This is a genomic window from Rhodococcus koreensis (genome assembly GCF_900105905.1).
GTDB lineage: Bacteria > Actinomycetota > Actinomycetes > Mycobacteriales > Mycobacteriaceae > Rhodococcus_F > Rhodococcus_F koreensis.
In genome coordinates this window covers 1,747,647-1,770,115 of sequence record NZ_FNSV01000005.1, presented here as the reverse complement: position 1 = coordinate 1,770,115, position 22,469 = coordinate 1,747,647, and the positions used below count along the sequence as shown (strand labels likewise).

Sequence of the window (22,469 nt, the reverse complement as noted above, 5' to 3'; positions counted from 1 at the left end):
CATAGTGGCTCCCGCGGTGAGATAGTCGAGGCACGGTCCGAAATCATCGGCCGTGCCTCGGCGCTCTCCCGCCCCGCAGACCCAGGACGGACAGGGTGTTCCTCACCTGATCTCCGCTTTGACGTGCCTCCTGGGAGTCGACATGCCGCAATCACTTGCCCGCCGCATGGAGGGGCTGCACAGCTCCGCCATCCGTGACCTTCTCACCCTCACCGCCCGGCCCGACGTGGTCAGTCTCGCGGGCGGGCTGCCGGATCCCGAATTCATTCCGCGGGAACGGATCCGGAAGGAAGCCGAACTCGCGCTCGCGGATCCGGCGTCCGTCCAGTACGGCGAGACCACCGGGCTGCGCAAGCTCCGCGACGTGCTCGCCGCCCGCGAGGGCGCGAAGATCGGCCGGCCGCTCGACGCCGCAGACGTCGTCGTCACGCACGGCTCGCAGCAGGCGCTGAGCCTGCTCGCACAGGTGCTGCTCGACCCCGGCGACGTCGTGATCGTCGAGGAACCCGCATACACCGGAGCGCTGCAGGTGTTCCGTGCCGCGGAGGCCGACGTCCGGTCCGTCCCACTCGACGCCGACGGCATCGACACCGCCGCCCTGCAGGGCATGCTCGAGACCGGACTGCGGCCCACGGTCGTCCACACGGTGAGCAATTTCCACAACCCGCGCGGCGTCGTCCTGGCGGCCGGTCGCCGGGAACACCTCGCCGCACTGGCCGATCGCTTCGGCTTCTGGGTGATCGAGGACGACCCGTACGGCGAACTCTTCTTCGACGGGCCGCCGCCCGCGCCCGTCGCGGCGCTGTCGGACCGGGTGATCCGGTTGTCGAGCGCCTCGAAGATCCTGGCACCCGCGCTGCGGGTCGGATGGCTGCACGGCGACCGGCGGGTGTGCGAGGCCGTCGAACTGCTCAAGCAGGGTGCGGACCTCTGCGGTTCGTCACTGACCCACCAGATCGCCGCCGGACTGCTGTCGGACGAGTCGTGGCTGGACCTGCACCTGGAGATGCTGCGCGCCCGCTACGGATCCCGGGCCCGGGCACTCGCCGACGGTGTCGCCTCGACGTTCGGCGACCGCGCCGGCGTATCCTCGGCCGTGGGCGGAATGTTCTGCTGGACCGAGTTCACAAGCGCCGACGTCGACACGGCGGCGCTGCTGCAGACCGCCGTCGAGCACGGCGTGGCCTTCGTCCCCGGATCGGCGTTCGGCGTCGCCGCGGAGCACCGGAGCGCTCTGCGGCTGTGCTTCGCGACCTGTTCGGAAGACGTGCTGACGGGTGCGGCGGCGAGGCTCGGCGACGCGTACGCCGATCACGCCCAGTCGTAGGTCCGCTCGACCGCCTTGTTCCACTCGGCGTACAGCCGGGTGCACTCGGCCTCGTCCATCCCGGGCTCCCAGGTCTTGTCGACGGCCCAGTTCGCGCGGATGTCGTCCTCGCTCTCCCAGAAGCCGACGGCCAGGCCCGCGGCGTACGCGGCGCCCAGCGCCGTCGTCTCGTTGACGACGGGCCGGATGACGGGCACCGCGAGGATGTCGGACTGGAACTGCATGAGCGTCTCGTTGACGACCATGCCGCCATCCACCTTGAGCGAGGCGAGTTCGACGCCCGAATCGGCGCGCATTGCCTCGATCACCTCACGGGTCTGATACGCGGTGGCCTCGAGGGCGGCCCTGGCGAGGTGGCCCTTGTTCACGAACCGGGTGAGCCCGACGATCGCCCCGCGGGCGTCGGGCCGCCAGCGGGGGGCGAACAACCCGGAGAACGCGGGCACGAAGTAGGCGCCGCCGTTGTCGTCGACGGACTTCGCCAGATCCTCGATGTCCTTGGCCGAACTGATGATTCCCAGGTTGTCGCGCAGCCACTGCACCAGCGAACCGGTGACGGCCACGGACCCCTCGAGCGCGTAGACGGCAGGTGCGTCGCCGATCTTGTAGCAGACGGTGGTGAGAAGGCCGTGCTTGCTGTGCACGGGTGTGGTTCCCGTGTTGAGCAGCAGGAAGTTCCCGGTCCCGTACGTGTTCTTCGCTTCGCCTTCGGACAGGCAGGCCTGCCCGAACGTCGCGGCCTGCTGATCGCCGAGGATCCCCGCGACGGGCACTCCCGGCAGCGTTCCCCGTTCGCGTCCGACGCCGTAGATCTCTGACGAGCTGCGGATCTCCGGCAGCATCGACATCGGGATGCCGAAATCGGCGCAGATCTCCGGATCCCAGTCGAGGGTCTCGAGATTCATCAACAGAGTGCGGGACGCGTTGGTGACATCCGTCACGTGGGTGCCCTCGGTGATGTGCCACAGAATCCAGCTGTCGATCGTGCCGAAGCAGAGCTCACCCGCCTCCGCCCTCTCGCGGGCGCCGTCGACGTTGTCGAGAATCCAGCGGACCTTCGGCCCCGAGAAATACGTGGACAGCGGTAGACCGGTGCGCTTCTGGTAGCGGCCCGGGCCCTCGTCGCCGCCGAGCTGCGTGCACAGCTCGTCGGTGCGCGTGTCCTGCCAGACGATGGCGTTGTACACGGGTTCTCCGGTGTTCCGGTCCCACACGACCGCCGTCTCGCGCTGATTGGTGATGCCGATCGCGGCGATGTCGCGTTTGGTGAGGTCGGCCTTCGCGAGCGCGGACGCCACCACCTCGCGGGTGTTGATCCACAGCTGCTGCGGGTCGTGCTCCACCCAGCCTGCGCGCGGAAAGAACTGCTCGTGTTCCTTCTGGGCGACGCTCACCACGGCGCCGTCGTGATCGAAGATCATGCAGCGGCTGGAGGTGGTGCCCTGGTCTATCGCGGCGATGTACTGAATCACACGCATGAAGCTACTAGCCTGGGCATGAATCCGTCGTCATCTCACAGGAGCCCGAGTTGAGTAGTCAGCCTGGTGTGCAGTTCCTCGGTCCCCGGCAGCGCGATGCCGCCTGGGACGAGCTGCAGACCGAACAGTTCGACGTCGTCGTGATCGGCGGTGGTGTGGTCGGTGCCGGTGCGGCCCTGGACGCGGCCACCCGCGGGCTGAAGGTGGCGTTGGTGGAGGCGCGCGACTACGCGTCCGGAACGTCGAGTCGCTCGTCGAAGATGTTCCACGGCGGGCTGCGCTATCTCGAGCAGCTCGAGTTCGGACTGGTCCGGGAGGCGCTCCGGGAGCGTGAGCTGTCGCTGACCACCCTCGCGCCGCACCTGGTGAAGCCGCTCAAGTTCCTGTTCCCGATCACCCACAGGCTGTGGGAGCGGCCCTACATGGCGGCAGGCATCTTCCTCTACGACCGGATGGGCGGCGCCAAATCGGTTCCACCGCAGAAGCATCTGACCCGCGCGGGTGCGCTGCGGATGGCGCCCGGGCTCAAGCGCAACTCGCTGTCCGGCGGCATCCAGTACTACGACACCGTCGTCGACGACGCCCGGCACACCATGACCGTCGCCCGCACCGCCGCCCACTACGGTGCGGTCGTGCGGACGTCGACGCAGGTGGTCGGTTTCCTGCGGGAGGCGGACCGGGTGTCCGGGGTGCGCATCCGGGACTGCGAGGACGGGCGCACCGCCGACGTGAAGGCGCACGTCGTCATCAACGCGACCGGGGTGTGGACCGACGAGATCCAGGCGCTGTCGCGGCAACGCGGCCGGTTCCGCGTCCGCGCGTCCAAGGGCGTCCACATCGTGGTGCCCCGCGACCGGATCGTCAGCGACGCCGCGATCATCCTCCGCACCGAGAAGTCGGTGCTGTTCGTCATCCCGTGGGGCAGTCACTGGATCATCGGCACCACCGACACGGACTGGAACCTCGACCTCGCGCATCCGGCGGCCACCAAGGCCGACATCGACTACATCCTCGGTCACGTCAACAAGGTGCTGGTGACGTCGCTGACCCACGACGACATCGACGGTGTCTATGCCGGTCTGCGTCCGCTGCTCGCCGGGGAGAGCGACGAGACGTCGAAGCTGTCGCGCGAGCACGCCGTCGCGCGCGTGGCACCGGGCCTCGTCGCCATCGCGGGCGGCAAGTACACCACCTACCGTGTGATGGCCGAGGACGCCGTGGATCTCGCGGCCGAGGACATTCCGGCGCGGATGGCGCCGTCCATCACCGAGAAGGTGCCGCTCGTGGGTGCGGACGGGTACTTCGCGCTGGTCAACCAGACCGTGCACCTCGGCCAGCTGTACGGGCTGCACCCGTATCGGGTGAAGCACCTGCTGGACCGTTACGGCTCGCTGATCGGCGAGGTGCTCGACCTGGCGTCCGAGAAGCCGGAACTTCTCCAGCCCCTCACCGACGCGCCCGCCTACCTGCAGGTCGAGGTCGTGTACGCGGCGGCGGCGGAGGGTGCGCTGCATCTCGACGACATCCTCGCCCGGCGCACCCGCATCGCGATCGAGTACTCGCATCGGGGTGTGAACTGCGCCGAGCAGGTGGCGCAACTGGTGGCTCCGGTCCTCGGCTGGGACGCCGACGACATCGACCGCGAGGTGAAGACGTACCAGGCGCGGGTGGAGGCGGAGGTGCAGTCGCAGGCGCAGCCGGACGACCTGTCCGCCGACGCGTTGCGGGCGGCAGCACCGGAATCGCGGGTCGAACTGCTCGAACCGCCGGTCAGTGTGTCAGAAATACCTTGATCACCACGACGGCCGCTGCGACGGCGGCGAGGCCGATCGCCGCCCAGTGGGTGCCGGACGTGACCTTCTCGCGGCGGAGATGGCTGATCACGTAACTGATCGACGCGATCCGGGTGATCATCACCAGCTCGGCGATCAACTGCGCCGTCCTCGGCTCGAGCCAGCCGATCAGCGCGGTGCACAGGATGATGCTGGGGACGATGGCCGACGTGAGGATGGGCAGGCTGTCGCGGAGTTCGCCGCTGCGTTCGGCTCGGGTGAGGGTGCGGTCGAGACGCAGTGTCTGGCCGACGGACTCGGCGAATATGTGCGCGAGGAAGGTGGACAGAGCGGCTCCGACGACGATCGCGATGCCGACGGTTTCCTGCGCCTTGGTGACGGGGATCAGCGCCGCGAGGACGAGGATGTTGCCGTAGATGTAGGCGCTGATGCGCCGGGCGACACGCTCGGTGTCGATCGGGGCGTCGGTTAGCTGCGCGGGGCGGTTGAAGAGCTTCGGAAGGTCCCACTCCATGGCCCCGAGCATTCCACGCGCACGCGGTCAGCGAGTGTGGACGAGCGATTTCGGTGCGTGTGCGGCGACGACCCCGGAGAGCGCCATGACGACGAGGGCTGAAACAGCGATGAATTCCATGTGATTCAGCGTCGTCCCGGAACCCGTGAGCAGTGTGGGCGTTGTCTGTGAGCTCGCTGGGAACTCAGTCTTTCGGGCTGTAGTGCTGGGGGTCGTCGCGCCGGTCGACCGGGGGAAGATTGCGCCGCGGGGTGTGGACGAGCGGCGCGTGCGTGGGGGCGCGTCCGGTCTCGCGGTCCCAGCCGGCGCGGGCACGCGGGTGGTACCGGTACCGCCAGGGGACGAGGCGGAAGACGGCGCTCACGGCGCGGCCGACGAGAGTGTGCAGGCGCTCGTCGCGTGTGGTCCAGCGGTAGCCGAGGAGGTCGCGGACCGATGGGTCGTACATGCCGACCGTCAGCCACACGAAGCCTTTCGCCACCGGGATGCGGAGGATCGCCCACACCGGGCCGGGCAGCCACGACAGGAACGGGGGAGCGCCGAGCCCGGACAGGTCGAGGACGTCGCGGGTGGCCTTGTTGTCCTCGAGCACGTTGCGGCACATGTGATCCCAGTACTCACAAAACGCCTCCCACGTCTCCGGGACGGGGCGCATGCTCATCCCGTACAGGCGGTACCACTGAATGTGCTCGGTGAAGAGGCGTCGCTTCTGGTCTTCGGTGAGGCCACCCATGAAATTGTCGCCGGTGAGGATGGTGCCCATGAAGAACGTGGCGTGCGCCCAGTAGAACGTGTCGGGGTCGAGGGCGTGGTACCTGCGGCCGTGTTTGTCGATTCCCTTGATGTTGTCGTGGTATCCCCGGACCTGCTCCGCGGTCTGCTGGGCGCGGTCGCCGTCGAAGACGACGCCGCCGATCGGGTACAGCGACCGGTAGAGCCGCTCCCACCGCTCGTCGAAGAAGCGGGAGTGTTCCTCGACGCCGGCGCCGAGACCGGGGTGCATGTTCTGCATCGACCCGGCCCACACGCCCTGCAGCATTCCGCGCCAGTCGCCGAAATACTTCCAGGTCAGCGAATCGGGGCCGAGGGGAACGGGAGCGGAGGCCGGGACGGGCGTACCGTCCGCGTTCAAGTGACTACGCACGTTGTCAGACTAGGATCTGACAACACGTGTAGTCAAGGATTGGGGCGAGAAGAGTGACGCTGGAGGACCGGCGGGAAGCACGTCGGAATTCGCTGCTGCGGGCGGGCGTCGCCCTGCTCGGTGCGGCGGACGGGCCCGCCGTGAACGTGCGCGCCGTCTGCCGTGCGGCATCGCTGACCGAACGGTACTTCTACGAGTCGTTCCGGGACCGGGACGAATTCGTGCGCGCGGTCTACACCGCGGTGGGAGACGAGGCGCAGGCCGCGCTCGTGGCGGCGGTGGCGTCCACCGAGACCGCACGCGAGCGCGCCGAGGCGGCCGTGGACGCGTTCGTGAAGCTGATGGTCGACGATCCCGCCATGGGCCGCGTCCTGCTGCTGGCGCCCTTGTCCGAACCCGCGCTGAGCAGGCGGGGCATCGACCTGATGCCCGGCTTCGTCGGACTCGTGCACGACCAGCTCTCCGCCGTCGACGACGAGGTGACGAAGCAACTCGTCGCCGTCGGAGTGGTGGGCGCCCTCACGACCCTGTTCATCGGATATCTCGACGGAACTGTTGCCGCGTCGCGCGAGCAATTCGTCGCGCATTGCGTCACTCTGGTGGTGGAGGCAAACAAGGCCGGCCACGAGTGAGGTGCGCATGCCGTTCCAGGTGTCCGTGGACGATCCGACTCGCCCGCAACCCGAACTCCGGGTACTCGACCGCAAGTTCTTCCAACTCGTCGGCGAATTCGTCTACGTCCACGGCGACACGGTGGTGACGGTGCCCGGCTGCGCCCCGATGCCGTGCCTGCTCCGCACGGATCTCGCGTCGATCCCCGCGCCGCTGCAGGGTCTGCTCACGCCGTACGGCCGGCAACTGCTTCCCGCGATCATGCACGACGACCTCTGCAAACGTGCGAGCGCGCTGGGGCAGGAGGGAAACACGCTGCGACGCCACGCGGACGAACTGTTCCGGCTCGCCCTGCTCGACGAAGGCGTCGGACCGTTCCGCAGCCGCATCTTCTGGGTCGGCGTCGAGGTCGGCCGGTTCTGGACGTTCACCGACGTCGTCCGGTTCCTGCTGATCACCCACCAGGTGCTCGGGATGCTGTGCTGGGTGGTGGGCGTGCCGTGGGCCGTGGCGACCTCGCATTTAGGCCTGGCCGCCCTCCTGCTCGCGGTGCCGGTGCTGCTATCGCTGTTGTGGCGCAGAGACTTTCCCGTCGCCCTGCTGGGCTGCATCCTGCTGCCCCTGATCGCGCCCACGTATCTGCTGACGATCGGCACAGCCGCGGTGCTGTGGGTGCCGGACGGTGCCGCCTGGCTGCTCGGCCGCAGGCGCACGCGCCGACCCCCGCCGCTCGGGCCGCCGACGACGGTCCTCCGCTAAACCACTTTTGGCGGTTGGCAGTACGTGCAGAAGAAGATCTCCTGGCGGCCGAGGTCGTGGCCTTCGATCACCGTCCCGCAGCGGCGGCACCGTTGTCCGGCCCGCCCGTACACCCACGGCCGGTGACGGATCGAGTTGTTCTTGTCGGCGTGAATCATGCGATGCGCGAGCGTGACCATTGCGGGCAGGTCGGTCACCTCGGCCGCCGGAGTGTACGGGTGGACGCCGCGGAGGAAGCAGACTTCGTTGCGGTACACGTTGCCGAGACCGGCCAGATTGCGTTGATCGGTGAGGGCGAGACCGATGGGCTGCTCGCCGGCCGCCCGCAGATTGCGGACCGCCGTGCCTGCATCCCAGTCCGGCCCCAGCAGGTCGGGGCCGAGGTGGCCGACCGCGGACTCCTCGTCGTCACGCTGGAGGATCTCGGTGATGCCCAGCGAGAACCCGACCGCCACCCGGTCCTCGGTGGCCAGCACGATGCGCGCCTGGTGCGCCGGACGCCGCCACCTCGAGTCCGGCGCGTAGATGTGCCACGCACCCTCCATCTTCAGGTGCGTGTGGATGGAGTGGTCGCCGACCCGGATGAGGAGGTGCTTTCCCCGGCTGACCACCTCGTCGACGAGCTGGCCGGACAGGTCGACGGTGGCGTACCGCGGGACCCGCACGTCGCACCGGGTCAGCACCTTGCCTTCGAGGGCGTCGCGCAGCGAGTTGGCGGTGCGCCAGACGGTGTCGCCTTCGGGCATGTCAGGCTCGCAACCGGAAACCGCGTGGAGTGGGCGAGAACCCGGCCTCGGTCAGGATCGGTGCGAAGTCGCTGCCGTGGATGGTGTCGCCGTCCACCTTCTCGACCACGATCCTGTCGATCCCACCGCGCTTGACGACCCCGGCGAGCGTGACGGCCGCGGTGCGGAGCACACCCGGGTCGTCGGTGAACGTGAGGACGGTGCGTCCGCCGCGTTCGACGAACAGGGTCAGCTCGCCCTCCACCAGCACCACCAGTCCGCCGGCCTTGCGTCCGGGCCGGTGCGCGGGCGCGTCGTCGCCGCGCCGCGGCCACGGCAGGGCCGCACCGTACGGGTTGGCGGGATCGCTGGCGGCGAGCGTCACGGCAGGCAGTGTGGTGTGCCTGCCCTCGAGCGAATCGCCGTAGCTCCGGAGCCGGTCCACCACGGGGGGAGTGGAGAACTGGGCACCGCCGAGCGACTCGACGAAGTGTCCCCGTCGGCAGCGGCCGTTGTCCTCGAACGTGCCCAGCACCTTGTACATCAGCGCGAAGCCGCCCGGAACGTTCTCGGTCATCACGGACCCGCGGGTCACCACCCCGTACCGCTCCAGCAGCAGTTCGGCGGTGGCGCTGGCCCGCAGCGTGGCATCGGATTCGGCGGCGGGCAGAATCGACCACCGTCCCCCGGCCGTGGGCGGTGCGGTGCGCACCGGGACCGTCAGACTGCGATACGCCCGGGCGCGCGGGGGACGTCGTGGCGACCGGTGGCTCGTGGTGGTCCTGGACGTGTCCGACAGCAGGGCGCGCACCGGAGCGAGGGTGTCGTTGCCGATGTGGCCCAGCCACACCAGATCCCACAAAGCGGTGGCCAGCGTGCTGTCGTCGGACATCTCGAGGGTGTCCGCAAGTTGCCGGAAGAAGAACGCGCCGCCGCCGGACAGCGTGTCGAGCACCCGGCGCTGCACGTCGGACAGGTCCGATTCCGCGGGCGTGGTCAGCGTGAGCGGTGCGGTGTCGGCGGGGTGGAGGCACACCCACCCGTCCTTCCCGGAGATGCTGCCCGCCCCCGACCACAACACCTCACCGGTGGACGTGAGTTCGTCGAGCATGGCGGGGGAGTAGTCGGCCACCCGCGACGGCAGGATCAGTGATTCGAGTGCCGACGCGGGAACCGGAACGCCGGCAAGCTGTTCCACGACGGTCGCGACGCCGTCGATACCGCGCAGTGTGCCCCCGACGTGCTGCCAGGCCGGGAGGAAGCGGCCGAGCGTCGCCGTGCTGACCGGCTCGACCTCCTGACGCGCCGCAGCCAGCGAGCGCCTGCGCAGACGTCGCAGGACCTCGGCATCGCACCATTCGCTGCCCGTCGCGCCGGGGCGGAACTCGCCCTCGACCACCCGCTTGCCCTGTGCGAGCCGCTGCAGGACGTCGCGGGCCACCGCCGAACCGAGACCGAAACGGGCCGCGGCGTCGGTGATCGTGAACGGGCCGTGGGTGCGGGCGTACCGGCTGATCAGATCGGCGAGCGGATCGTCGACGGGTTCGATGAACGCGGCGGGAACCCCGATGGGCAGCGGCACCCCGAGCCCGTCGCGCAGACGTGCCGCATCCTCGATGGCCGTCCACCATTCGCGACCGGCGAAGGACACGCTGAGCGCCCGCTTCGCACGCACGAGTTCGTCGAGCCAGGGGGCCGGATCGGCGGTCGACCGTGCGGCGACCTCGTCGGAGGTCAGCGGCCCCAGGAGACGCAGCAGGTCGGCGACGCCCTCGAGGTCCTTCGCCTTGCGGTCGGGGAGCAGTCGCTGGAGTTCGAGTTCGGCGCGGGCGATGACGTCGGCGTCGAGCAGTTCGCGCAGTTCCACCCGGCCGAGCAGTTCCGCCAGCAGCGTCGAGTCCAGGGACAGCGCAGCGGCCCGGCGTTCGGCGAGCGGGCTGTCGCCCTCGTACATGAACTCGCCGACGTAGTTGAACAGCAGGGCGCCGGCGAACGGTGACGGCGACTGCGTCTCCACCTCGACGATCCGGATCTGGCGACGCGCCAGCCGGCGGAGCAGGTCCTTCAGGGCCGGTAGGTCGTACACGTCCTGCAGGCACTCGCGGACGGTCTCGAGCAGGATCGGGAACGTCGGATACCGGCGGGCCACATCGAGCAACTGGGCGGACCGCTGCCGCTGCTGCCACAGCGGTGCGCGCTTTCCCGGGGTTCGTCGGGGCAGCAGCAGCGCCCGGGCCGCGCACTCACGGAACCGGGACGCGAACAGCGCCGACCCGCCGACCTGTTCGGTGACGATGTCCTCGATCTCGTCGGTGTCGAAGACGAAGAGGTCGGCGCCGGGCGGGGTGTCCTCGGTGTCGGGAAGGCGCACGATGATGCCGTCGTCGGACGCCGTCGCGTTCGAGTCGAGGCCGTAACGCTCGCTCAGCCGGGCACTCACGGCCAGCGCCCACGGAGCGTGAACGCGCTGGCCGTACGGCGAATGCAGGATCAGCCGCCAGTCGCCGAGTTCGTCGCGGAACCGTTCGACCACCAGGGTGCGGTCGGTGGGGACCTGCCCGGTGGCTGTCTTCTGCTCGGTGACGAGTTGCACGAGATTGTTCGTGGCGTTCTCGTCGAGCCCACCGGTCCGGCAGCGCTCCTGCACCTCGGTCTCGTGCCCGAGCGAGATCTCCCGCAGGAACTGTCCCAGCGCCTCGCCCAGCTCCGCAGGCCTGCCCAGACCGTCGCCGTGCCAGAACGGCAGCCGACCCGGCTGGCCGTAGGCGGGACTGACCAGCACCCGGTCGAACGTGATCTCCTCGATCCGCCAACTGGTGGCACCGAGCGCGAAGACGTCACCGACCCGCGACTCGTACACCATCTCCTCGTCGAGTTCGCCGACCCGGGACGCCTTCTCACCGACCATGTAGACGGTGAACAGACCGCGGTCGGGGATGGCGCCGCCCGACGTGACCGCCAGCCGCTGCGCGCCGGGGCGTCCGGTGAGCGTGTTGGCCTCGCGGTCCCAGACGAGGCGGGGCCGGAGTTCGGCGAACTCGTCGGACGGGTAGAGGCCCGCGAGAAGGTCGAGGGTGGACTCGTACGCCGAGCGCGGCAGCGTCGCGAAGGAACCGCTGCGCCGTACCGTCTCGAACCAGTCGTCCACGTCGAGCGGTTCGAGCGCGGTGGCCGCCACTGTGTGCTGGGCGAGGATGTCGAGCGGGTTGGCGGGAACGGCGAGCGCCTCGATCTTGCCGGTGACCATCCGCTCGACGGTGACGGCGCAGTGCACGAGATCGGTGCGGTGCTTCGGGAACACCACACCCCGGGAGATCTCCCCGACCTGGTGTCCGGCGCGGCCGACGCGCTGCAGACCGTTCGCCACGGACGGGGGCGCCTCCACCTGGATCACCAGATCGACGGCGCCCATGTCGATTCCGAGTTCGAGGCTGCTCGTCGCGACCACGCACCGCAGCCGCCCCGACTTCAGGTCGTCCTCGATCAGGGCCCGCTGGTCCTTGCTGACCGACCCGTGGTGGGCGCGGGCGAGCAGCGGGTCCGCACCGAAGTTGACCTCGGACGGGGTGCCGATCTGCGAGGCCGGTTTCGGGTTCTTGTCGACCGCTGTCCCGGCGCGTTCGGCGTAGATCTCGTTGAGTCGTGCGGTCAGGCGCTCGGCGAGCCGCCGCGAGTTCGCGAACACGATGGACGACCGGTGCGCCAGGACGAGATCGACGATCTGTTCCTCCACGTGCGGCCAGATCGACCCCGCCTGCGGGGTCGCCGAGGCCGAACCTTCGGCGGGCTCGGCGAGACCGAGTTCGGTCATGTCTTCCACCGGAACCTGCACGGTGAGGTCGAACGTCTTCGGCGACGGCGGTGCCACGATACGGATGGGCGCCGAGCCGGACAGGAACCGGCCCACCTCCTCGTGTGGCCGCACCGTCGCCGACAGCCCGATGCGCTGCGCCGGGGTGTCGAGAAGCCGGTCGAGGCGTTCGAGCGACAACGCCAGGTGCGCGCCGCGCTTCGTGCCGGCCACCGCGTGCACCTCGTCGACGATGACCGTGTCGACCTGCGTCAGCGTCTCGCGCGCGGCGGACGTCAGCATGAGGAACAGCGACTCGGGGGTGGTGATGAGGATGTCGGGCGGATTCTTGATCAGCGCGCGCCGGTCGCCGGCCGGTGTGTCGCCGGAGCGGACACCCACCGAGATCTCCGGCGGCGTGAGACCGAGCCGCTTGGCCGTCTGCGTTATCCCGACGAGCGGGGCCCGCAGGTTGCGCTCGACGTCGACACCGAGCGCCTTGAGCGGGGAGATGTAGAGGACCTTGGTCTTGCGGTCCTTCCCGTCCGTTGCGGCGAGTTGGTCGAGGGACCACAGGAACGCGGACAGCGTCTTGCCCGAACCGGTCGGGGCGACGACCAGCGTGTGCGCTCGGCTGGCGATCGACTCCCACGCACCGAGCTGCGCGGCCGTCGGCGCGGGAAACGCGCCGCCGAACCACTCGCGGGTGGCAGCGGTGAACCTGCCCAGGACGTCGGTCACCGTTCCATACTGCACCGGGGGTCCGACAGGCGGCGGGCACATGCTGTGCGGTCTCCCTGCGGTCCGCTGAATGTGTCGGTGGGGCACAGTATGATTCGAACATGAGTTCGACCGGGGGGCGGCAGATCAGGTGACGGAACACCTGACTGCGCTGGCTGCTGCCGTCACGGGATTGCTCGACGTGGACCTCACGGGTGTGTCGGATTCCGACGTGATGCTGACGATGCAGCAACTCGAGACTTCCCTCCGCCGCGCAGGCGCGGTCTCGCAGCGGCTGATCGTCGAGAGTGTCGAACACTCGCTGCCCGCGACGCTCGGCTACAACTCACCGAACAAGCTGCTGGTCGACGTGCTGCGCGTGTCGGCGTCGGACGCGTCGGCCCGGGTGTCGGCTGCCCGCAACCTCGGCGCCTGGCACACGCTGTCGGGCGACGACCTGCCGGCGGCACTTCCGGAAACGGCGGTCGCGCAACGCGACGGTGCCATCGGCTCCGATCACGCCCGGGCAGTCTCGAAGATCATGCGCAAGATCCCGCACGCCGTGTCGAACGCGGACGTCGCCGCAGCCGAAGCGATCCTGGCCGGGTGCGCGCGTGGCGGCACCCCGGAAGACGTCGAGAGTGCCGGTCACCGACTGCTCGCCTACCTCGATCCCGACGGTCGTCTCACGGACGATCGCGATCGGGCGGGCCGACGCGGCATCTCCCTCGGTCGTCAGGACACCGAACTGATGTCGAAGATCTCCGGCGAACTCGACCCCACCGCGCGCGCCCTCCTCGACCCGATCCTCGCGAAGTGGGCCCGCCCCGGCATGAACAATCCGGACGACCCGGAGTCACCACGCGGCGACGCCGAGGATCCGTCGATCGATCGTGAAGCGCTGGTCGCGGCGGCGGCGCGGGACACGCGCACCGCGGCGCAGCGGAACCATGACGCCCTGAGTGCGATGTTCAGGGTCGTGCTCGAATCTCGGATCCTGGGTCCGCACCGGGGTCTGCCCGTCACGGCGATCATCACCATGACGCTCGATCAACTCGAGAAGGCTGCGGGCGGAATGGCGACCACGGCGACGGGAGGTCTCCTTCCCCTCGACGACGCGCTGAAACTTGCTGAAAACGCCCACCCGGTGCTCGTCCTGTTCGACCATGACGGCAGGCCCCTGTATCTCGGACGGCTCCGACGGGTGGCCAGCGCGGACCAACGCCTCGCTCTCATTGCCGCCGAAGGTGGATGCACACGAGCGGGCTACGCGGGACGCACCGAATGGATACCGCCACCGCACATCGACCCGGAGGGGAAACCGCGAATCAATCACCGGCACCACACCGGTGAGCAGATCGATCGTGCTCGCCGGAGGCTCCGTGACCGGGTGCGCGCCGAGGACCGAGGGCCCTAGCCCAGGCCTGTGTTCACACCGTCGCGAGATCCGCGGCGGGTACTGCTGCCGGCGCGAACGACGGCAATGGCACCTCGACCGTCGACGGCTCGTGCTCGGACAGCGCCACATACGCGCCGACGGCGAGTAGCGCCACCGCAACGACGCGGATCATCCTGAACACGTTGTCTCGCTTCGGTCGAAGGGCGGTGCGCCACGGGTGGAGCCGTCAGACAGTAGACGACGGCACCGACAGGCACGCACGCGAAGCTCCGGCGACCGCGAACACGATGCCCGTGCACGGGATCCCGCCCGGCCAGGACCGTCAGAGGGGAGCGAGGCGGGCCCGGAGCAGGCAGAATTCGTTGCCTTCGGGATCGGCGAGGACGTGCCAGGGCTCTTCCCCGGTCTGGCCGATGTCGGCGGGGCGGGCGCCGAGTTTCAGGAGGCGTTCGAGTTCGGCGTCCTGATCGCGGTCGGTGGCGTTGACGTCGATGTGCAGCCGGGGTTTCCCGGGCTCCGGTACGTCGCGGCGGCTGAGGATGATCGTCGGCTGCGGGCCGCCGAACCCTTCGCGTGGCCCGATCTCGATGCTTCCGTCGCCCTCGCGGTCGAGCACCACGAAGTCCAGGACCTCGCACCAGAACCGGGCCAGCACCTCGGGGTCGCGGCAACCGAGCACGAGTTCACTGATGCGGCATGCCATGGACGAAACCCACTTTCAGCTTGGATCTGTCGGGATACGCGGAGCCACGCGCTAGTCGCGGCCGAGGCGCTGCAGCAACGCGGACTTGATCGCCGGACGTCCCGCTGCGACGAGTGTGAAGGTGGCTTCACGCATCAGTCGTTCCGCCGTATTTCCCACGAGCAGTGCGGAACTGCCCTTCGCGGTGACGAGGGCGGTGGCGGTACGGATGGCGAGTTCCGAAGCACGGGCGCGCGCTTCGGCGATCTCCGCCCGGCCTTCGAGTGCCGCGTTCAGGTCGAGACGTGCCCGGGCAGCCTGCTCCTCGAACGGGTCCGCGTCGACGCCGAGGGCTTCCAGTTCGCTGATCGCCCGCCGGGTGATTCCCATCGCCATGCATCCGTTGATCCACGACCCGAACAGTTGGCTCTTCGCGAAGTCCTCGGGGGAGACGACGGCGCTCACCAGATCCCGCGGTACGGCGAGCCCGTCGAATTTCAGCCGGACCGTGTTCGACCCCCGCGCCGCGATCAGCGGGAGTTCCTCGGCGGTGAGTCCGCGCAAAGGTTGTGCGGGAATGATGACGTGCACGATGGAGTCGTCGAATTCGTCGCGCGCCGATACCTGGAGCAGATCGACGATGCCCCAGCCGGTGACGAACGGCGACACCCCGTCGAGCACGTAGCCGTCGTCGACGCTGCGCGCCCACAGGGTGGGCGGGACGGGAATCGCTCCGGCCAGAGCGACGCCGGCCCGCACCGTGCCGTCGACGAGTCCGTCGAGGTACCGATCCTGCAGGGTCGTGTTCGGTGAACCGGCGAGACCGGCGACGACGCCGTGATGCTGCATCCACGTGAACGCCGTCGCGAGGCAACCGCCGCACAACGTCTCCATCACGTCGACCAGCACCGACGGCGTCACTCCCTCTTCGCCGGGTGCCGCGAGTCCGTAGAAGCCGTCGGCGGCGAGAGTCTCGAAGTGACTGTCGGGAATCTCGCCGTCGGCATCGACGCTGTCGGCCACCGGGAACAGCACGTTCTCGGCGATCTCACGCGCCATCTCGGTCCAGTTGCTCACGCCCCGAGAGTAGCCGGTCGACGCTGCCGATCAGGTGAACTCCACCCCCTGCGCGAGCGGGAGTCGATCGGAGTAGTTGACGGTGTTCGTCGCGCGGCGCATGTAGGCCTTCCACGCGTCGGATCCGGACTCGCGTCCGCCGCCCGTCTCCTTCTCGCCGCCGAACGCCCCGCCGATCTCCGCCCCCGACGTGCCGATGTTGACGTTCGCGATGCCGCAGTCGGAACCGTCTGCCGCCAGGAACCTCTCGGCCTCGCGCTGATCGGTGGTGAAGATCGACGACGAGAGTCCCTGGGGCACTTCGTTGTGCAACGCGATCGCCTGGTCGAAGTCTTCGTAGGTGAGCACGTAGAGGATCGGTGCGAACGTCTCCTCCTGCACCACCGACGTCTGCGCGGGCATCCGGACGAGGGCGGGCGAGACGTAGTAGGCGGAGTCGCTGCCACCGCTGCGTTCGCCACCGCAGACGACGGTCCCGCCGTCGGCGCGGGCCTTGTCCAACGCGGTCTGCATGGCGTCGAACGCGGAGCGGTTCACCAGCGGACCGACGAGGACGCCGTCGTCGAACGGGTTCCCGACCTTCAGCTGGCCGTACGCCGAAGAGATGCGCTCCACCAGTTCGTCGGCGACGGACGAGTGCACGATCAGCCGTCGCAGCGACGTGCAGCGTTGTCCCGCGGTGCCCGCGGCGGAGAACACGACGCCCCGCACGGTCAGATCGAGATCGGCGGACGGTGCCACCACCGCCGCATTGTTGCCGCCCAGTTCGAGCAGGCATTTACCGAAGCGCGCGGCGACGCGCGGTCCCACGGCGCGACCCATCCGCACCGAACCGGTGGCGCTGACCAACGCGACGCGTGCGTCGTCGACGAGCCGTTCGCCGACGTCCCCCGCACCCTGGATCAGGGCGTGGATCCCGGCGGGTGCACCGACGTCCCGGGCGGCGCGCGCCAGCAGGGCGTCGCACGCGATCGCCGTCAGCGGCGTCCGGTCCGACGGCTTCCACACCACCGTGTCACCGCAGACCAGCGCGACCGCGGTGTTCCACGACCACACGGCCACCGGGAAGTTGAACGCCGAGATCACCCCGACGACTCCCAGCGGATGCCACGTCTCCATCAGCCGATGTCCCGGACGTTCCGACGCCATCGTCTTGCCGTACAACTGGCGGGACAGTCCGACCGCGAATTCGCAGATGTCGATCATCTCCTGCACTTCGCCCTGCGCCTCGGACGGAATCTTGCCTGCCTCGAGGGTGACCAGTTCCGCCAGATCGGTCTTGTGTTCCGTCAGGAGCTGACCCAGACGGCGCACCACGGCGCCGCGCTGGGGGGCAGGGACGGAACGCCATTCGAGGAAGGCCTCGTGGGCCGCGGTGATCGCCCGGTCCACGTCCTCCGCGCTGCTCGCCGTCACCGTGCGCAGTTCGGTCCCGGTGATCGGTGTGCGCGCGACGAGCGGTCCCCCGCCGTCGGTGATCTCGGCACCGCACCTGATCAGTGCTTGCTCGGCGCGTCGGCACAACTCCTCGGGGGCGGGAAGGTTCACGATGCTGTCCTCTCTCGGGAATGGTCCTGCTGCTGTCGGTAGAGCATGAACGGGTCGTGCGCGGCCCGGCCGAGTGTCTCGGAGAGCCACGGTAGGTGGTCGGGGCCGGAGCCGACCGGCATCGGCGGGAAGTCCTCATAGAGGATCGGCTCCGCGCCGGTGCGGCGGTGCGTGAAGTACGCCAGCCCGCCGGCCTCCAGTTCCGCTTCCGTCTGCGGAATTTCGTCGTCGCCGTGGGCGGCGTACAGTTCCTGTCCTTCGGGTGTCAGTGCCATGCCACGTGATTCCGCCACGAGGACGCCGCCCGGTGTGCCGGCGGCGCCGAACGACACCCGCCGCACCAGGACGTCCGGGCCGCCCCGTGCGGGCCGAGGGCCGGTGCCGTCGATCCTTCTCAGGCCGTGCCGCGCCGACCGACGGCACAGGTCGTCGATGTCGAAGACTCGCGGTGCGAGGTGCACGACCCGCACGCCCGTGCGCCCACCGAGGCCGGCGGCGACGGGTGCGACGCGTTCGAGCGCGGAGAGCCAGGATCGGTCGGCCGCGGTGTCCGACGGTGCGAACGCCGTGACCGCGAGCGCGACGAACCGTTCCGCCGTCGGCGCGGTCAGCCCGCCCTCCTCGGTCGCGAGTGCGGCCAGGTGCAACAGCTCCGTGGGAAACACGCTGCGGGCGGCGAGGACATTCTCGAGGCGGTGCTGCAGATCACCGTCGAAGAACCGGCGATCGGCCGTGGTGAGCATCGACGTGAACATCCCGAACGGGTTGCGGGCCAGTTCGATCGGGTCGACGGGACGGAACCCCGTCGAGACGACGGGCGCCGGCTCGGGTGCGTCGCGCCGGTCGTAGCAGCCGACGGGGTGCATCCCGAAGCCCGAGAACAGGATGGCGGCCTGACGAAGCTCCGTGGGTCCGCCCAAGCGGATCGCGCCGTGGCGCTCCACGGTGATCCGGGCGAGGCCACCCCGGCGTTCGGCGCCGGCCGGGTTTCTCGCTGCGAAGTCCGCGTTGACCTCGTCGGCCACCTCGACCAGCGTGTCGTAGGCGGGCACCGTCCGGCCGTACGCCGCGCCCAGTGCGCGGGCGAAGCGGGCGCGGAGCTCCCACGTTTCAACCATGATGCACCTCCGCTGGGCTAGCCTGCGCTGGTGGTGGAATCTTTCCGTAGCGACGCACCCCATACTCCTCTCGACGACATCGATCGGGTACTGATGCAGGAGCTGGTGGCCGACGGCCGGGCGACCCTGGCGACACTCGCCGAGAAGGCCGGGCTGTCGATCTCCGCGGTGCAGTCGAGGGTACGCAGGCTCGAGGCCCGCAAAGTGATCCGCGGGTACACCGCGAAGATCGATCCGGATGCGCTCGGGCACGGTCTGTCCGCATTCGTCGCGATCACCCCTCTCGATCCGTCGCAGCCCGACGACGCGCCCGCCCGATTGCGGAACCTCCCCGCGATCGAGGCGTGCCACTCGGTCGCGGGGGAGGAGAGCTACGTGCTGCTGGTGCGCGTCGCCTCGCCGCGGGAGCTGGAACACCTGCTGCAGGAGATCCGCGCCACCGCCAACGTGCATACGCGCAGCACCATCATCTTGCAAACATTTTACGACAAGTGAGCCCCGTACCGGATATGTTGCCGAATCGTCGCCGGCAGACAGGAATTTTGACGTAATCTCTCGGTATGAGCACAGCGATTCGTTTTACCGGAGATGGGGGCGAGCTGCCGGCGAGCCAGGTGCACGACGTGCTGCGCGAGCGCATTCTGGTCGACGGGTTCGACCTGGTGCTCGACCTGGACCGCTCACGCGGCACGCATCTCGTCGACCTGCGGGACGGCACCAGCTATCTGGACATGTTCGGATTCTTCGCGTCATCGGCCCTCGGGATGAACCACCCCGCACTGGCGGACGACGACGCGTTTCGCCGGGAACTGGCGGCGGCGGCGATCAACAAACCGAGCAACTCCGACATCTACACCGTCCCGATGGCACGGTTCGTCGAGACGTTCGCCCGGGTGCTGGGCGATCCCGCACTACCGCACCTCTTCTTCATCGACGGTGGCGCGCTCGCCGTCGAGAACGCGCTGAAGGCGGCGTTCGACTGGAAGAGCAGGCTCAACGAGAGCCGGGGCCTCGACCCGGCACTCGGCACGAAGGTGCTCCATCTGACCGAGGCCTTCCACGGGCGCAGCGGATACACCATGTCGCTCACCAACACCGAGCCCGGCAAGGTGGCGCGGTACCCGAAGTTCGACTGGCCGCGTATCGACTCCCCGTACCTCGCGGACGGGCGGGACGTCGAGGAAGCCGAACGGCACGCACTGGATCAGGCGCGTCGCGCGTTCGCCGAGAACCCCTCGGACGTGGCCTGTTTCATCGCCGAGCCGATCCAGGGTGAGGGTGGAGACCACCACTTCCGCCCGGAATTCTTCCAGGCGATGGAGGCACTCTGCCGCGAGAACGACGCCCTCTTCGTCTTCGACGAGGTGCAGACCGGCTGCGGTCTCACCGGAACCGCCTGGGCGTACCAGCAACTGGGGGTGCACCCCGACGTCGTCGCGTTCGGCAAGAAGACCCAGGTCTGCGGAATCATGGCCGGCGGCAGGGTGGACGAGATCCCCGACAACGTGTTCGCCGTCAGCTCGCGGATCAACTCGACCTGGGGCGGCAACCTTACCGACATGGTGCGGTCCCGCCGGATCCTCGAGATCGTCGAGGAGGACAGGCTCGTCGACCGGGCCCGGATGACGGGGGCGCACCTTCTCGGACGGCTCCGGGAACTCGCGCGGGCGAACGCCGACGTGACCGAGCCGCGGGGGCGGGGCCTGATGTGCGCGATCACGCTTCCCACCCCGCAGCGGCGGGACCGGGTCGTCGCGGACCTGAGGGACCGGGAGCGGGTGCTGATCCTGCCCACCGGCAAGTGCGGGATCAGGTTCCGTCCACCGCTGACGGTGACGACCGCGGAACTCGACGCCGCCGTGGATGCACTGGCACGGGTGCTGGGCGGTACCGTCGACGCATGACGCCGATTCCGCTCACGTCCGTGCCCAATCTGCGAGACGTCGGCGGATACCGAACCGGGGACGGCGCGAAGGTGCGCACCGGTGTGTTCTACCGTTCGACCGATCTCAGCCGGGTCGCGGACGCGGACATGCCGCTGCTCGACGGCCTCGGGATCCGGACGGTGTACGACCTGCGGACCGCCGACGAGCGTGACGCGGCCCCCGACATACTCCCGAACGGGGCCCGCGCAGTCGCGTTGGACGTGCTCGCCGACAAGGGGATCCGCTCGATCCCCGCGCAGATGCTGCAGGTGATCGCCGACCCGATGATCGCCGAACGCGAACTCGGCGGTGGACGCGCCATCGAGTATTTCGAGGGCAGCTACCGCGATTTCGTCGCGATGCCCAGTGCGGTGTCCTCGTACCGGGAACTGTTCGGCGGTCTGGCGTCGAACGGCAACACGCCGGCCCTCGTACACTGCACCACGGGGAAGGACCGGACGGGGTGGGCCACGGCGGCGCTGCTGCTGCTCCTCGGGGTCGCCGAGGACGACGTGTTCCACGACTACCTGCTGACCAACGAACTCCTGCTGCCGGCGTTCGCGGGCGTGTTCGAGAAATTCGTCGACGCGGGTGGAGATCCGGCGCTGCTCGAGCCCGTGCTCGGGGTCCGCGAGCAGTATCTGCAGGTGTCGCTGGCCGTCATGCGCGAGCGTTACGGGACGGTCGAGCGGTACTTCTCCGACGGACTCGGCCTCGACGCGGGAGTTCAGACTCTGCTGCGGGAGCGCATGATCGCGGACTGAGCGGACAACCCGATCGCCACACCCACCATGTCCGCGCAGAGATCCCAGACCGAACCGTGCCTGCCGATCGGCAGCACGCCCTGCAGTATCTCGGTGATCACCGCGAACGCCGCGAGCCAGAGCACCGTGATCCGTGGCGTCAGAAGGGCATACCGGGAGGCGGCCGCCAGCGCCGCGAACAGCAGCGTGTGCACCACCTTGTCGGCATGTTCGGGACCCGACGGTGTCGCGGACGCGGGAGACAACAACATCACCAGCGCCAGCACGGTGAGGGCCGCCACCGGAACGGAACGCATGATCACCGCTGGACCGTGAACCCCAGTGCGCCCTCCGCAAACCGTTGCACCGCATCCGATCCGCTCGCGAGTGCGTCCTCGTGACCGGCCCGCGCCCACCCGGTGAGGGTCGCGGATTCACCGGACGGAGTGAGCCCCACCTCGGCGAGCAGTTCGCCGGTGTTCGGCTGGCAGATCGCCCACGAATAGTGCTCATCGCTCAGCCACTGCGCCGTGCGGCGGGCGATGTAGCCGGGTTCGGTAATTCCACCGTCCGCGAGCGCCGGACGGTCGTTGACGCGCTCGTCCTCGCGCAGTGCGCGCAGATACCAGCCGCCTGCATTGACCTCCACCGGTTCCATGTCAGCGGTCCCGGTCGCGGCGGCCGCGGCGACGATCTCGATCGTGCCGGTCGTCGCGGGTGCCGAACAGGATGGCGCCGGCGGCAGGGATCATCAGGAAGAACAGCCAGCTGTTGTCGACGGGGACGACGAAGAACAGCACGAGGGCGATGAGCGGGATCACCGACATCACGATGCGACGCCAGTTCTGGTCGTGGCCGGTGTCCGCTCCGTCCGCCTTGGCGGGCGCGGCGGCCGTGGTCGCGGGGAGGTCGGTGAACACTCGATCGAGTTCGCCGCGGGTGGTGGCATTCGTGACCGCGAGACTGCGCTCGTCGAACTCGGGGACCGTCAGACGGCCCGCGGCGAAGTGTTCGCTCAACGAGTTCAGGGCCTGCTCACGTTCGGCTGTGCCGATACGGATCTCGGGAACGTCAGACATGCGTACAGACTACTGTGAGTCCTTCTCGACCCCGGG

Annotated in this window: 21 protein-coding genes; 8 read left to right on the top strand and 13 right to left on the bottom strand. The window is 69.1% G+C overall.

Annotated elements, in window-relative coordinates; genetic code table 11:
- Positions 1-142 precede the first annotated feature (142 nt).
- A complete protein-coding gene (locus tag BLV94_RS13015; protein WP_072949024.1) occupies positions 143-1,327 on the top strand; it encodes an aminotransferase-like domain-containing protein in 1,185 nt (394 codons plus the stop codon).
- Here the strand turns inward: BLV94_RS13015 and glpK are convergent.
- Positions 1,312-2,805 carry a glycerol kinase GlpK gene (glpK, locus tag BLV94_RS13010; protein WP_072949026.1) on the bottom strand — a complete coding sequence of 498 codons (1,494 nt, stop codon included), beginning with the start codon at positions 2,803-2,805 and terminating at the stop codon, positions 1,312-1,314. The genes BLV94_RS13015 and glpK overlap by 16 nt on opposite strands.
- A gap of 50 nt (positions 2,806-2,855) precedes the next feature.
- Between glpK and glpD the strand changes: the two genes are divergently transcribed.
- Positions 2,856-4,598 carry a glycerol-3-phosphate dehydrogenase gene (gene glpD / locus BLV94_RS13005; protein ID WP_072949028.1) on the top strand — a complete coding sequence of 581 codons (1,743 nt, stop codon included), beginning with the start codon at positions 2,856-2,858 and terminating at the stop codon, positions 4,596-4,598.
- Here glpD and BLV94_RS13000 read toward each other — a convergent pair.
- Positions 4,576-5,112 (bottom strand): hypothetical protein, encoded by a 537-nt coding sequence (locus BLV94_RS13000; RefSeq protein WP_072949030.1) that lies wholly within the window; start codon positions 5,110-5,112, stop codon positions 4,576-4,578. The genes glpD and BLV94_RS13000 overlap by 23 nt on opposite strands.
- A 184-nt stretch (positions 5,113-5,296) precedes the next feature.
- Positions 5,297-6,256 carry an oxygenase MpaB family protein gene (locus BLV94_RS12995; RefSeq protein ID WP_072949032.1) on the bottom strand — a complete coding sequence of 320 codons (960 nt, stop codon included), beginning with the start codon at positions 6,254-6,256 and terminating at the stop codon, positions 5,297-5,299.
- 53 nt (positions 6,257-6,309) lie between these two features.
- Between BLV94_RS12995 and BLV94_RS12990 the strand changes: the two genes are divergently transcribed.
- The gene (locus BLV94_RS12990) at positions 6,310-6,888 is read left to right on the top strand and encodes a TetR/AcrR family transcriptional regulator (protein WP_072949034.1); all 579 of its coding nucleotides are present in this window, start codon (positions 6,310-6,312) and stop codon (positions 6,886-6,888) included.
- Positions 6,889-6,895: 7 nt separating this feature from the next.
- Positions 6,896-7,627 (top strand): DUF1353 domain-containing protein, encoded by a 732-nt coding sequence (locus BLV94_RS12985; protein ID WP_072949036.1) that lies wholly within the window; start codon positions 6,896-6,898, stop codon positions 7,625-7,627.
- Here the strand turns inward: BLV94_RS12985 and BLV94_RS12980 are convergent.
- Both BLV94_RS12980 and BLV94_RS12975 read right to left on the bottom strand, forming a co-directional pair.
- Entirely contained in the window at positions 7,624-8,373 is a 750-nt protein-coding gene (locus tag BLV94_RS12980; protein WP_072949037.1) for a DNA-formamidopyrimidine glycosylase family protein, read from the bottom strand. The two genes, BLV94_RS12985 and BLV94_RS12980, sit on opposite strands and share 4 nt — an antisense overlap.
- A 1-nt stretch (position 8,374) precedes the next feature.
- A complete protein-coding gene (locus tag BLV94_RS12975) occupies positions 8,375-12,883 on the bottom strand; it encodes an ATP-dependent helicase (protein ID WP_208613705.1) in 4,509 nt (1,502 codons plus the stop codon).
- A 130-nt stretch (positions 12,884-13,013) separates the two neighbouring features.
- Here BLV94_RS12975 and BLV94_RS12970 point away from each other — a divergent pair, with 130 nt between their 5' ends.
- Positions 13,014-14,279 carry a DUF222 domain-containing protein gene (locus BLV94_RS12970; protein WP_208613704.1) on the top strand — a complete coding sequence of 422 codons (1,266 nt, stop codon included), beginning with the start codon at positions 13,014-13,016 and terminating at the stop codon, positions 14,277-14,279.
- Positions 14,280-14,292: 13 nt separating this feature from the next.
- Here BLV94_RS12970 and BLV94_RS49550 read toward each other — a convergent pair whose 3' ends face one another.
- The 5 genes from BLV94_RS49550 to BLV94_RS12950 all read right to left on the bottom strand — a co-directional run bounded on the left by BLV94_RS49550 (position 14,293) and on the right by BLV94_RS12950 (position 18,686).
- Positions 14,293-14,433, bottom strand: a complete 141-nt coding sequence (locus BLV94_RS49550) for a hypothetical protein (protein WP_167372161.1) — start codon at positions 14,431-14,433, stop codon at positions 14,293-14,295.
- Between the two features lie 150 nt (positions 14,434-14,583).
- Positions 14,584-14,964 carry a VOC family protein gene (locus BLV94_RS12965; RefSeq protein WP_072949041.1) on the bottom strand — a complete coding sequence of 127 codons (381 nt, stop codon included), beginning with the start codon at positions 14,962-14,964 and terminating at the stop codon, positions 14,584-14,586.
- Positions 14,965-15,015: 51 nt separating this feature from the next.
- Positions 15,016-16,020, bottom strand: coding sequence for an acyl-CoA dehydrogenase family protein (locus tag BLV94_RS12960; protein WP_083395564.1), 1,005 nt, complete (start codon positions 16,018-16,020; stop codon positions 15,016-15,018).
- Positions 16,021-16,050: 30 nt separating this feature from the next.
- Positions 16,051-17,568, bottom strand: a complete 1,518-nt coding sequence (amaB, locus tag BLV94_RS12955; protein ID WP_072949043.1) for an L-piperidine-6-carboxylate dehydrogenase — start codon at positions 17,566-17,568, stop codon at positions 16,051-16,053.
- Entirely contained in the window at positions 17,565-18,686 is a 1,122-nt protein-coding gene (locus BLV94_RS12950; RefSeq protein ID WP_072949045.1) for a 2-oxoadipate dioxygenase/decarboxylase family protein, read from the bottom strand. Before BLV94_RS12950 ends, amaB begins: the two co-directional genes overlap by 4 nt.
- 30 nt (positions 18,687-18,716) lie before the next feature.
- Here BLV94_RS12950 and BLV94_RS12945 point away from each other — a divergent pair, with 30 nt between their 5' ends.
- From BLV94_RS12945 to BLV94_RS12935, 3 genes are all read left to right on the top strand, one after another.
- A complete protein-coding gene (locus BLV94_RS12945; protein WP_072949047.1) occupies positions 18,717-19,181 on the top strand; it encodes an Lrp/AsnC family transcriptional regulator in 465 nt (154 codons plus the stop codon).
- 65 nt (positions 19,182-19,246) lie between these two features.
- Positions 19,247-20,590: an L-lysine 6-transaminase gene (gene lat / locus BLV94_RS12940; protein ID WP_072949049.1), complete on the top strand. Its 1,344-nt coding sequence runs from the start codon at positions 19,247-19,249 to the stop codon at positions 20,588-20,590.
- On the top strand, positions 20,587-21,375 hold the full coding sequence (locus tag BLV94_RS12935) for a tyrosine-protein phosphatase (protein ID WP_072949051.1): 789 nt from the start codon (positions 20,587-20,589) through the stop codon (positions 21,373-21,375). Before lat ends, BLV94_RS12935 begins: the two co-directional genes overlap by 4 nt.
- On the opposite strand, the gene BLV94_RS12930 is transcribed toward BLV94_RS12935, so the two are convergent.
- Genes BLV94_RS12930 through BLV94_RS12920 form a run of 3 tightly spaced genes read right to left on the bottom strand, consistent with a single transcriptional unit; the run spans position 21,339 to position 22,433 of the window.
- Complete coding sequence (locus tag BLV94_RS12930; RefSeq protein ID WP_072949060.1) at positions 21,339-21,671, bottom strand: VanZ family protein; 333 nt, start codon at positions 21,669-21,671, stop codon at positions 21,339-21,341. The genes BLV94_RS12935 and BLV94_RS12930 overlap by 37 nt on opposite strands.
- Before the next feature lie 2 nt (positions 21,672-21,673).
- A complete protein-coding gene (locus BLV94_RS12925) occupies positions 21,674-22,012 on the bottom strand; it encodes a hypothetical protein (protein ID WP_072949053.1) in 339 nt (112 codons plus the stop codon).
- Position 22,013: 1 nt separating this feature from the next.
- Positions 22,014-22,433 (bottom strand): DUF1707 SHOCT-like domain-containing protein, encoded by a 420-nt coding sequence (locus BLV94_RS12920; RefSeq protein WP_072949054.1) that lies wholly within the window; start codon positions 22,431-22,433, stop codon positions 22,014-22,016.
- Between the last annotated feature and the right edge of the window lie 36 nt (positions 22,434-22,469).